Source organism: Bacillus sp. D48C (assembly GCF_053345735.1).
Window position 1 is genome coordinate 210,686 of record NZ_JBKFAQ010000010.1, and the last position, 11,983, is coordinate 222,668.

At 34.8% G+C, this 11,983-nt stretch carries 12 protein-coding genes; all 12 read right to left on the reverse strand.

The window, feature by feature from the left end; genetic code table 11:
• Positions 1-275 precede the first annotated feature (275 nt).
• On the reverse strand, positions 276-938 hold the full coding sequence (locus ACLBXA_RS22260; protein WP_098289592.1) for a restriction endonuclease: 663 nt from the start codon (positions 936-938) through the stop codon (positions 276-278).
• Complete coding sequence (locus ACLBXA_RS22265) at positions 931-1,908, reverse strand: DUF3991 domain-containing protein (RefSeq protein WP_447617487.1); 978 nt, start codon at positions 1,906-1,908, stop codon at positions 931-933. Before ACLBXA_RS22265 ends, ACLBXA_RS22260 begins: the two co-directional genes overlap by 8 nt.
• An 85-nt stretch (positions 1,909-1,993) precedes the next feature.
• A complete protein-coding gene (locus tag ACLBXA_RS22270; RefSeq protein ID WP_447617488.1) occupies positions 1,994-4,651 on the reverse strand; it encodes a DNA topoisomerase in 2,658 nt (885 codons plus the stop codon).
• Between the two features lie 15 nt (positions 4,652-4,666).
• Positions 4,667-4,795 (reverse strand): hypothetical protein, encoded by a 129-nt coding sequence (locus ACLBXA_RS22275; protein ID WP_255295440.1) that lies wholly within the window; start codon positions 4,793-4,795, stop codon positions 4,667-4,669.
• A 141-nt stretch (positions 4,796-4,936) separates the two neighbouring features.
• Positions 4,937-7,432, reverse strand: coding sequence for an LPD25 domain-containing protein (locus ACLBXA_RS22280; RefSeq protein ID WP_447617490.1), 2,496 nt, complete (start codon positions 7,430-7,432; stop codon positions 4,937-4,939).
• A 26-nt stretch (positions 7,433-7,458) separates the two neighbouring features.
• Positions 7,459-7,854, reverse strand: a complete 396-nt coding sequence (locus ACLBXA_RS22285) for a hypothetical protein (RefSeq protein ID WP_447617492.1) — start codon at positions 7,852-7,854, stop codon at positions 7,459-7,461.
• Positions 7,855-7,930: 76 nt separating this feature from the next.
• Positions 7,931-8,191 carry a hypothetical protein gene (locus ACLBXA_RS22290; RefSeq protein ID WP_242305097.1) on the reverse strand — a complete coding sequence of 87 codons (261 nt, stop codon included), beginning with the start codon at positions 8,189-8,191 and terminating at the stop codon, positions 7,931-7,933.
• A 42-nt stretch (positions 8,192-8,233) separates the two neighbouring features.
• On the reverse strand, positions 8,234-8,671 hold the full coding sequence (locus tag ACLBXA_RS22295) for a hypothetical protein (protein WP_242305098.1): 438 nt from the start codon (positions 8,669-8,671) through the stop codon (positions 8,234-8,236).
• Complete coding sequence (mobP2, locus tag ACLBXA_RS22300; RefSeq protein WP_447617495.1) at positions 8,672-9,865, reverse strand: MobP2 family relaxase; 1,194 nt, start codon at positions 9,863-9,865, stop codon at positions 8,672-8,674.
• Positions 9,858-10,118 (reverse strand): hypothetical protein, encoded by a 261-nt coding sequence (locus ACLBXA_RS22305; protein WP_098537337.1) that lies wholly within the window; start codon positions 10,116-10,118, stop codon positions 9,858-9,860. The genes mobP2 and ACLBXA_RS22305 overlap by 8 nt, the downstream gene beginning before the upstream one ends.
• A 259-nt stretch (positions 10,119-10,377) precedes the next feature.
• Positions 10,378-11,274: a hypothetical protein gene (locus ACLBXA_RS22310; protein WP_242305053.1), complete on the reverse strand. Its 897-nt coding sequence runs from the start codon at positions 11,272-11,274 to the stop codon at positions 10,378-10,380.
• 21 nt (positions 11,275-11,295) lie between these two features.
• Positions 11,296-11,874, reverse strand: coding sequence for a MerR family transcriptional regulator (locus ACLBXA_RS22315; RefSeq protein WP_277489801.1), 579 nt, complete (start codon positions 11,872-11,874; stop codon positions 11,296-11,298).
• Between the last annotated feature and the right edge of the window lie 109 nt (positions 11,875-11,983).

The window sequence follows — 11,983 nt, forward strand, 5'->3', positions numbered from 1 at the left end:
ACTGAAGAACCGAAACGAAGCAATTCGTCAAATCGTAGACAAAGGGTTAAGTCGTAAGTAATGGCTACCCTTTTTATTTTCCCTAAAAAACCTAAAAACGCATATAAATTCCCTATCTTCCTTTACATGCGTTTTTATAATAAATATGACTTGTTATATTAATGACTCCTTCAAAACCCTATACAAACAAATCTGAAGGGTCATTTTTTAGTTGAACTGATTTTTTTCATGCATTCTTTAAATAAATGAAAAAAGAGCCGGATTTTCATCCCAGCTCATGTATTAATTGGTTCTGTATGTGTACATGTCGGATATTGTGAACAGCCAAAAAACTTATTTCCTGTTTGATTTGAATTACGAACGACTAAATCATGTTTACATGTTGGACATTTCCGTGCTGCAGGTGTTACCCCTTGATACACATCTTCAGCCGAATATTCGGGATTGATTTTATTAATCAATTTCTGAAGGTCTACACGATCTATTAGTTTTACATTACAAGCTTCCGCTAATTCTTTCGCCTGCCTTGTATACACATTGTTCGTTACAACCCAGCCCTCATGTGCCTTGTAATAGGCTTGTGCTGCATATATCTCTTGTACGGCACTAATGCCAACTCTATTTTTCATCCCGTAGCGTTTTGCCTGGATTACAATACGATTTTTTCCCTTCAGTACCAGATCCGCTCCGAAATCATTTGACTGCTTTGTGACTGTTGGAGAATAACCCAACTCTCGAAAGAGAGCTTTTAGATATACTTCGAATTGATGTCCGTCCATTTTGTCTATAAAGCGAATACCGGACTTTGCTATCCGCTTCAGTATTCTTCGCTCCTGGAGCTTCCGGTACATAAATTTACAAATACGAAAAAGAACATAAAGGATAAAACCATACATCAAAATTTGTAATATGTTTGGCATTTCTGGTAGATTAGACACTTCGCTCCACCTCTTTAATTGGTTTCATTTTCTTTGGTTGGGCTGTTTCTTTTGCCTGTTGCTCACTCACTTGTTTCTTCCGAACATCGTTCCAATCTTTTTCATTCGTTGGAATATCTTCTTTAAGATCTACAAAGCATTTCATTGTCTGAATGAAGTCTTTCCCAGCCTTATCGTTATCAACTGCCATTATGACTTCTCTAATATCGTGCCCTTCTTTTTTCGCATCAATTAAAGATTCAATCACTGTTTTTGACTTCAATCCATGCATAGAAACCAGGCGAGCGTTTTGGATATTATTTTGTTTAATGCTCCAATGAGATAACATGTCGATTGGATCTTCATAAAAATAAATCTTATCCGGTTTACCTACATCAACCGTAAAACCTGCATTGATTTTTTCATAATTCGGGACAATTTGCTTAAAGCTTCCTCTTTTATTCTCCATTTTGACTGTACCTTGACGGTTCATACCAATAACTTTCCCTTTTCCTCCTTCTTCCCTCCATTTAAACACCACATTATTTTTCTTATCCTGGGCGATGAGATCTTTTTTAATCAGCCAATTCGCCAAGCGAGGATCTATTTTTCGTTCATGAATTAGATATTCTTTTATCTCTGTTTGCTTATTTACTTCCAGGTGTTTGGGATACCTAAATGGCTGCTGCTCTTTTTTGCGCTCCTCTTCAGCTTTTGAACGATCAAACTCTTTGTAGTCCCCATTCTGAATGTCCATCACAGCTTGTGGAAATGTCATGTCATAGTACATCATGGCAAAGCTAATCGCTCCATATCCTTTTTCTCCTCGACTATTCCAGGCGTACTGATTTCCTTTAATGATGAGACTATCATGCTCCGTATGACGATAATAATTTCCTTCTTTCTTAAACGTTTCTCCTTTTGCTTCCAGATATGAAATCAAGTCAACTTTTCTTGCTTTCATCGCATCCTCCGTACTGACACGTGCCATTACGGAATCCCCCCTTTACTCTATAAAATGAAATAAAAAAGAGGACTATTCCGTTTCTTAGTCCTCTTTTACATGCATTCAATTTTTATTTGCCGAATAAGAATTTTAATCGCTTCTCCTGTACGCTGTATGATAAACGAGCGTCAAATTTCTTTCCGTTTTTGTTTGAGATAAACCCTTTAATCTGATCCGTTACATTCTTTTCTAATAACTTTTTCACATGGTTACTACTTAAATTTTTCCCAGAGAATGTACCAAAAATAATGAAGTCACAGCCTTTTTTGTATTTCTCACATAAGTAGTTACTTTTCCCTACAAGGACTCTACTCTTACACAATGGACATTTACCAATCGTACGATCTTCAGTCGTTGGAAAACGGAATTTCAAACTTCCGTCCGCTTCCATATAGATAGCTGCTGTAAATTCTCCCTTTTCTCCTTGAAAGCCGTTGATAAAATCCGTTGTTTTATACTGAAGTAGCTTTTTCATCTGATTACCAGGGATTGCTTTCCCTTTCATTTTGGCTGGTAACATAAAATCACATCCGTTTTTATGCTCCGTGCATCCATAAAAAGTTTTACGATGAAGCATATCCCCTTTTTTACATTTTGGACATTTACCAAATGACAGCTCCTCTTGTGTTGGGAACTGAAATTTAATTTTCCCTTCATGTAACACTAAATAAGCTGCAAACTCCTTCTCATTGGACTTAAATCCTTTTAAAAGATCTGTTTTCTTATCCTCGAACAGCTTTTTCGCTTGCGCTTCCGGAATCGCTTTTTCTTTAATTTTTTTCGGTAAGGAGATTTCACATTCCGGATAATTACTGCACCCATAGAAACTACCTTTATGAAGGATTTTTCCTTTTCTACAAGGGCATTTACACACTTCAATTTGTTGATTCCAAGTATTAATAATGCTATCCGACACCTTATCATCCATTGCGCCTAATTGTTCCACCGTATCTTTTACAAACGTATTTGTTTTTTCCACAAATTCTTCATAATTCATTTCGTTTTTTTCAATCATGTAAATCATCCCTTCCATTTCAGCCGTATAAGCTGGATTTTTAATTGTATCTACCGGAAAAGCATCTATAAAAGCACGACCAATAGGTGTCGTTCGAATTTGATTATTGGTGACATCAATATAGCTACGATCTAACAGTTTCGGAATAAATGTTTCTTCCGTTGCGACTGTCCCAATCCGTTTTCCTTTCATAAGTTCTTTCAAATGTTCATCATCTAATTTACGCCCTGCCGTCTCCATAAAGGTTAAAATGGAACTTTCCGTATGAAAGGCTGGTTTCTTCGTTCGAGACTCAATCAAGTCATACTGAACGATTCTGAAAGAATCTCCTTCTTGTAAAATAGGTATCTGGAATGCTTCAACTGATCCCTCTTCTATATCCTCTTGAAACACACTTAGAAACCCTTTCTCTTGTAGGATCTTTTCTTTTGTACTGTATGTGTTGCCCTCTTGATCTATAAAATGCACTTCTCTTACCAAGTAGATTGCTGGTTTCATAAAATTCCCGATAAATCGTTTTACAATTAAGTCATATAACTGTTTTTCTAATGGTTCTCGGTTGGTCCCGACATATAATTTTGTTGTTGGGATGATGGCAAAGTGACTACTGACTAATTCATCATTAAAAGTAGAATGTTTTTTCGTAATAGAAGATGGGGATACTTGTTGTACAAGATTTGCATAGGCGCTTTTTTCTAATGCTGCCATTACTTCTTTCACTCGTTCCACTTGTTCTGTAGGTAAATGCCTCGATGAAGAACGAGGATACGTGATAAAGCCTTCTTCATATAAACTCTGAATATGTTCTTTTGCTGTTTCAGCATTTATTTTCAGTTTGGCGTAGGCATCTTTGTAGATATCCGTTAAGTTATATAATAATTTTGGTTTCTTTTTTCTCGTGCTTTCTTTAAATTCCGTTACGATTACATTCGTTTCTTTCAAGCTATCTCCAAGCTTTTGTAGTGGCGATGGATCTATCAGTTGCTCTTCTGTTTTCATTACTGGTGATAAACCGTTTTCCGTTAGTAGCTTTAAATTGTAATAGGTTTGTTCTTTATAGTTTTGAATAGCAATTTCCCTTTGACGGATTTCATTTAAGATACACATTTGAACACGACCAGAAGCCAATAAGAATTGGTTTCTTGCTAGTTTTGATGTACAGCCCCTTGTAACATTAATTCCTAAAATATAATCCAGGTATTGCCTTGCTTTAGCGGATTGAGCAAGCCCGTCATAGTCTGATCTTGGTTCTAATCGGTTCAAGGCTCCTTCTAGTTCTGCGGCTTCATAAGAAGAGATAAATAGGCGTGATTCTCGCTTGTTCACACCTGCATGTTCAACTATTTCACGATAGATAAGCTCACCTTCCTTGTCCTTGTCACAGGCGTTTGCCACATGATCTACATCGGGACGATTTAACAACTTAACCAATATTTTAATTTGTTCCAGACTATCCGGTTTTTCTTTATATTCCGGCTCTAAAATAATAGGTAAGTGATCAAATTTAAACTCTTTGTATTTTTCATCCATTTCCTCCGGATATTTTAGTTCTAATAAGTGCCCACGGCACCAACTAATAATGTAATTTTCATTTTCATAGTAGCCATAATATGGCTTGCTCCCCGAATACCTTTGTGAGTTTCTAAATCTAGGTGATTTTAATAATTCAACAGCTACCTTCGACTTTTCAGCAATAAATAATGTTTTCCCCATACGTACTACCTCCTATTAATCTGCAATTTCACGCTTCCATTTCTTATTTCTCCGCTTTTTCATCATTCTGTGACCAAATAATAGCAACATGTTCAAAAAGACAGCTACAAGGAACATACAGCCCGCAAACAGCCATACATTCATGGCATTCTCTCCTTTCGTTCTATAAATAAGAAAGAGGGCTTTTCTACCCTCTTTCATTTCTGGATATAAAAAAATCACTCTCCGCTATCTCAATTGAGTAACAAAAAATGATTTAATCTGGTATTCCTGTTATAAAATTTTTCATCGTTCCATTTCCATTGTTTCTTTTTTTCTACCCGATTTCTTTGTAGACTTCGACTGTTCTACATTCCCAGGATCTATTTCCCTGTCTTTTTCTTTATCATTCGCTTTTTTTCCATTCAATGGCTGAAAATTTTTATCAAAATCCGTTTCCTTTGAAGTTGTAGACTGATTCACCGTTATTCCTTCTTTTCCAAGCTTCTCATCCACCTGACTTTCTAATTTTACTACGTGTTCCTGACTTACAAGCTCATTATCAATCGAAACATATTTCGTTGTATAATACCGTTCTTCAGCTTTTACACGAGTGACAATGCTATCAATATTATCTGGTGTCTCTTCATATTGTGAACGTCTGTATGCTTCGAATTTTCGGCTTAAGTCCTTATCTAAGGTAGCTGATTCTTTTTCTTTTGAAGGCTGAATTTGTTGATCTAAAGAGACAATAGGTGCATATCCTTCCTTTTTCATTTCTTTATACAATTCCACTTCTTTTTCATTAAATGAGTAATCTTTTTGTGCTTCCGCTTTATCAACTAAGTGTCCATATCTTTCATCTTTTACGATTTCATCGAGACTCATATTTGCATCCTTTTCATAAACAACAAATGACAAATTTCCTCTCCCATCAAAGATAGAACTTTGAACCTTTTCATATAAATCTGGTTTTAAAATGTTATCTAAATAGACATTTTCTCGTTTCCCGTTCTTTTCCATGAGGGAAACATATAAATCGTCCCGATTTGTTTTATCTTGATTCCATACAGACAAATGATTTATATCTTTCGTAACGGCATCCATCATGTGGATTCTTGCCAGTTCTTCATCTTGCATACCATTTGCTAATACTTCAATTGTAACTAAATGGTTAGGTGTCTCTTTCAAGTTCTCTAATGTACTTTCCTGTGCTTTTTCCATCGGTATTTCTTTATCAGTTCTATAATTCACCACTTCATCACGTAACGCTTGTTTCACCTCATCCGATAGATACCTTTTCTCGTTTAATACTTGTTCATATGGCGTCTTGTAGTCACCATCCCCCATATTGAAACGATCCATACTCACAAGCTCCATTCTCCCAAACTCCCTATCGACTTCTTTTGGAATGACAATATGGTAACGAGCTTGATCGTAGGGGATCGTTTGACCTCTTTCTCTAGCTTCTTCTCTTGCTTTTTCAATACTTGAAATGGCTTCAGCCATTTTTTCATTGGCTTCTCCAAATGGGATTAGTTGATTACTCTTAAAGTTTTCGTTGTCGCTCCATTGAACTAACATGGTAGGACGATTAATTTCATCTTGATTTAGTGCTGCATACTTTTCTTGATTCGCCTCGTTAAATGCATCAATAAATTCTTTATCACCTAATTTTTCTGCACCTTCTATGGGCTCAAACGCTCGGTTTCTATCCGCTTGTTCCCTTAACTCTGCAACAGAAACAAGCTCTTGTGTCGTGTTACTTAAACTCATAAATTCGACCAATAAAATATTTTTATCGTCCTGTTTTTCATTTTTATTTGCCATACTTTCCACCTCTTTTTCATTTATTTGTTCTTTTTCCTTTTCTAATGTGTTTTCGATTGTCTCAATAAATTCAATCGAAGTTTCATGTACTTCCTTCAACAGCTTGGTTTTATCTTTCATTTCTTTTCCTTGTGTCCAGTTTGCTAAATACCCTAAAGAATATTCGCTCGTATCAATCCCAAAGTAAGAAGAAACGGCGTAAGCTGTCATTTCTGCTTGAAACTCTTTTTCTGGTGCTGTGTAATTCATATGTGTCTCTGCTGTATGAAGTTTGGCGTGTGCCAATTCATGAAGTAAGGTTTTTACATTTTGCAATTCACTGTTTCGTGGATTCAAAGCAACCTCTTTTGTTAAGGTGTAACTAACTCCCTTTGCGACCCCAAGTTCTTGCTTTGGCTCAATAATTTTCACACCGTTTTTTTCCGCAATGGCTTCCATTCCCTTGTACAAACTCTGGTAATCTGTAACGCTACCTTCTAGCCAACGATTCGGAAAAATACGAGGAAGATCTTCCGCTTTTGCGTTTGTTTGGGACACATCAAACACATGACCAACAGCAAAATATAAGCGACCAGGTATCATTTCTACACTTTTAGATTCAATTTGTTTCTTCTCTTCCTCATTTGCTTTAGTTACTGTTTTCCAAGCGCCTTCTTTGTCTTTAAATTTTGCTACCGTTCGGTTTGGAACAAGAATTTTTATTCCTTTCTCACCCTTCTTAACCGGAAATCCTTTTTCTTTCCAAAAAGAAAAGGAACCAACTGCACTGGCTCCCTGGAATTGACTCTGTATTAATGAAATGTTAGATGGTGAATAGTGATAAAACTTTGCCATAAATGATAGATACTCTTTCAAATCTCCTGTTGTACGAAAATAGCTTTCAATGCTGTTTTCCATTCCTTTTGTAAGTGCTTGAACTTCTTCTTTTTTCTGTTCTACAGATTTTACTGGATATTTTTTTTTATAAGCCATGATTCAAGAACTCCTTCATTACGTAATTAATGTTTTATTAGTTCATCAAAATTTACATTCCAATTGTCAGTGAACCCTAAAAATATCTCGTAACCTATAGGTATGCCTTTTTCGCTTACTTCTATATAAACTCCATCTTCATATTCGTCTTGAACATTAATTTCTTTTTTCCAAAGATCAATGCCCTTCCACCCATATATTTTTGCGAAAGTTGATGCCACTTGAATTATTTCTATTTCTTGCTCTTCCGTTGCTACCATTTCAAACTGAAAGGAAGAATGTTTCCATTTCTTTTCACCGTCTTTATATGGAACTTCTTTGAAATGCGGGTACTTATTTTGGGTATATAAATTTAGTTCATCATGTTCTTTTCCAGCCTCAGTTGATTCAGTATCCTTTGTGATTAAATATAAATTTTTCAATGCCAATTCCTCCTTTTTCAAATAAAAAAACTAGATAACTTTTTGCCATCTAGTTTCAATACAGTAACTTATTGTTTTACTTTTCTTTAGATGCTTCCAATAATTCTTCCATATCTTCTTCATTCCAGCTCTCAGCTGTATCAAAGAAAAGCTCATGAGTTTTTACATTGATCGGAACTAACATATTCTCTTGATTCATGACATGAACTGCAAGTTCTTCCTCTTGTTCTCGTGTAATTTTAATTGTTAGTTCTTCCTCTTTTACAAGTAAAACAATTTCACCTTCTCCAATCTCTTTAATGACTCCTAATGCGATATCTTCATGAAATAATAACATCCTTATAACCTCCCGTTTTTTTATAAAAAGAAACAATGTAGATTACGTTACATTGTTCTTTGATGCTTCATGATCTATACGTTTTTGTCTTGCGTTACTAATTCGTTCCGCTACAACTTCTTTTGCTATCTTCACGCCACCAACTTCTATTTTATCCGTTGTAATAATACTCTCTAAATCCAAGTCATTAGCAAAAAAGTATCCATTCATTAATTCAATTAAAATTTGCGTATTTCTATCCGCACTATTTGCACCAAGACGAATTTTTGTTAGTTCACTTTTTAACACATCATGTAAGTTTTTTGATACCACTTCCGTTACATAATTTAACGACCATTCTGTATTTTTTGCCGCTTCATGTTCCTTGCAAATTCGTCCCATTGCTTCGCCTGTATATCGAATTCCGTGTTCTTCCATATAATCATTTATATAATCTTCTGTCGCTTGATCCATCGTTACCTGTCTTCTAATTGTACTCATTTAATAACCCCTTTCATTTTGATACGCACTCTCTTTTTGCATACGCTCATAATACTTTTGATTCTTCCAACTTTCATATTCACTTTTAAAAGCGCCTTCCACTTTTCTCATAGAATACTGAATAGATACATTCTGCTGAAATTTTCGAAATGACTTTGATTTTTTCATGTGATGGATTCTTTTTTGTTCTTTATCATATGCCTTCATTTCTTGTAAAAAAGCGTTACCCATTCTTTTATACAGATCATTGATTTTGTTCGTCTTGTAATTTTCATATTGCTTCTTATCATACTTTCCTTCCCCATATGCTTCTTTAAAAACTTCCACTTCTTTATCTAACTTTTGAAGAAACTGATTGTAATCTTTTTTATGATGATGTTGAATATACCGACTGCTTAATTCATCAATTTGCGGCTTTAATGGTTGAATCGTATTGTAGCTATATTGCCACTGTCTTTTATCACTTGGTAACTGTTTATAGATTTGTAAAAACAATGGTTTCAAATGTTGATTACGCCAATCAAAAACGGAATCTTCTTTTTTCCTTCCCACCATATTGTTTCGAATCAGATCATTAATTTGTTTTTGTTCCTGCTTACGATCTAACAAATTATTTACGACTTTCCCCTTCATCGCATCTAATGTTTTTGGTTTTCTTTTACCACGTCCTCTCGTTGGAAATGGTTCAACAGTTGCTACATGAATGTGAATATTATCCGTATTAAAATGAATGGCTGCCGACCAGATAGAGCTTTTTTCCAACCCCTCTCTTTTTTGCATTTCCTTCATCGCAAGCCGTGTTACATCCATTAACTTTTTTTCATCCAACGTTTTTGTTTTCTCATCATAAATTTCTTGTTTCTCTAACCAGGGATTATGAAAAGAAATGACATCTTGCCACATAATACTTCCATTCTCATGAGCGGTTTTAAACATTTCCTTTAAGGACTTTTTTTCACTTTCTGTTAAACGATTTGCGTGTTCCGTAAATAGTGCTGATGTCTTTTCTGAATCCCCCATGTAGTCTTGATACGTTTCGAACATTTTCGGATTCAGCTTCACTTCACTTTTCGCTTCCTCCCGATCTACATAATCAATATAGTTTTGAAAAGCATCCGAACTTGGCAACACAAATTTCGTTTTTAAAACAACACCTGGTGTGACGGAAGATTGAACAGGAATGACATTATTCATTTTCAACATCCTGCATCATCATTTGAATAAACTCATTCATTTTTTCCATTGCGCTATAACAATCACTCATCATATGGATGTTCTTTTCAATGAGATTTTCTAATTCCATTTCCCTTTTATTTTGTTGCTGAAAAAATGCCAACATTTCAATTTGGTCTTTCAAAAATTTCTGCCGGGATAATCCTTTCCTCTTTGCCATTTCATCTATTTTCTTTACGGCAATTGGATCTACTTCTCTAATTCTGATTTCCACTTTTCCCTCTCCTTTCTGCAAATCTGGGTAGAGATCAAAAAATAGTGAGAAGAGCATAAGGGGTTTTTGTTCCCACCTAAGGTGTGAAGCTAGGCGGAGCCTAGCAAAACGATGGGAACAAGAAAAGAAGTTGAATGTCCCCATTGCGTCCCTATCTTTTTTATTAATGTCTCCACCATGTCCCGTTATTTTTTATTAATGTCCCTTTCGCGTCCCCTTATTTCAACTGAATGTCTCCATCGTGTCCCCATATCTTGTTTTACTTTTTATTAATTTCTTGTGCCTTTTGCTCTAACTTTTTGATTTTATCTCGTGCAATTTTTTGTTCTCCTTTAAACAATTCCACGTTCTTTTCTGATGATTTTATTTTTGATTCTAGGGATGCTATTTTTGATTGTGTTTCCGTTTTTTCTGCTTCCGTCTGGTACTTCATTTCATCTTGTAATTCCTTTACTTTTTCATAAACTATCTTCGCATTTTCTTCTTCCAGTTTGATTGCTTTCCCATAATTTTTTATCTTTGTTTCGATATCCTTTTTGTCTCTTTCTATAAAATCTAGCTCATATGTTTTTTTATCTTCAGCTATCAATTCGTCATTCGCTTTTGTTTTTCTTTGATCGGTAAAAATCGTCTGAACTAATTTATTCGGACTTTTTGTTGTTGCATTTTCTTCTTCAGATTCGTTCACATCTTGTGTGAATTTACGAATATCCATTTGTTCTTTCTCACCATTTTTATTGTAAATATCGAAAGCTAACGCTCCCCAATTCGGAGATAAGTCTTTTACTTCTACAACGTATTTTCCGTTCTCCTCGTACAATACTTTGACAGGTAATTGAACACCTGGATTTGCTTTTTGCTGTGCTTTAAATGTATATCCTGTTTCCTCATATCCTTCTAATCGAAAGTAAATTTGTATAAAGTTTTTGTGTGGATTGTATTCCCTTTTCTCTACAATCAATTTCCCCATACCCGACAACTTAATTACTTTATTTGTCTCTGTATGGAATAGTTTTTCATCGTTTGGCATGTAAATTTTTGATGTCAAGAAAGCGAAAAAACCCAAAAATAGAAAGCTGATAATTGTTAAGTAGATCCACGACTTATTTTTTCTTAGATTGATTCTTTCACTCTTCTTACCAATCGCTCCTATCACACTCTCACCCCACCTTTTTCTTTATAAAACTTTCATATTTAACTCTTCCACACTTGTAACTTGCCATGTTTCATTTTCTTTTTTCATGATGATTCGTAACACGTTGTTTACTTTTTCTTCTCGGTTTTGCGTTGAATCTGTCGTGACATTTATAAATTCAGCTAACACATTTACCTCCTCTTTATCGGGTTCATTTTCTTGTAAATAAAACTTCATTTCTATTGGTTTCGTTTTATACGTATCTCCTAATTCGTATTTATCAGTTGGATAAAATTGTTGTAATAGTTCTTCACTCATAATGGATTTTGCTTTTTCTTTTCTCTCACTGTAGCCTTCTTTTTCTCGATGAAATGATAATTGAATAAACGTTTCGGCTGTCGATAAATACGCCCTTCTCTGTTGTTCTTGTGCGGAAGGAAGCACCTTATCCAGTCGTTTTTTTAAGTCTTCATTTTGTTTTGTTAGTAATTCATTTGAAAGTTTTAACTGTTTTTCTTTGCCATCACTCATTGATTTTTTGCTCAAATAGATATTAAAAGCTGTCACACCTACAACTAAAATGACAAACACAATAAACAAAGATTTTCGTTTATCTTTCATATCAATTCCTCCCTTACATGAGTCTATAAATTAAAATTCCTGAACAAAAACAAAGAAGACATAACAAGATTAATAGTATTAGTTCTGTCTTCTTTTTAAATAATGTGGT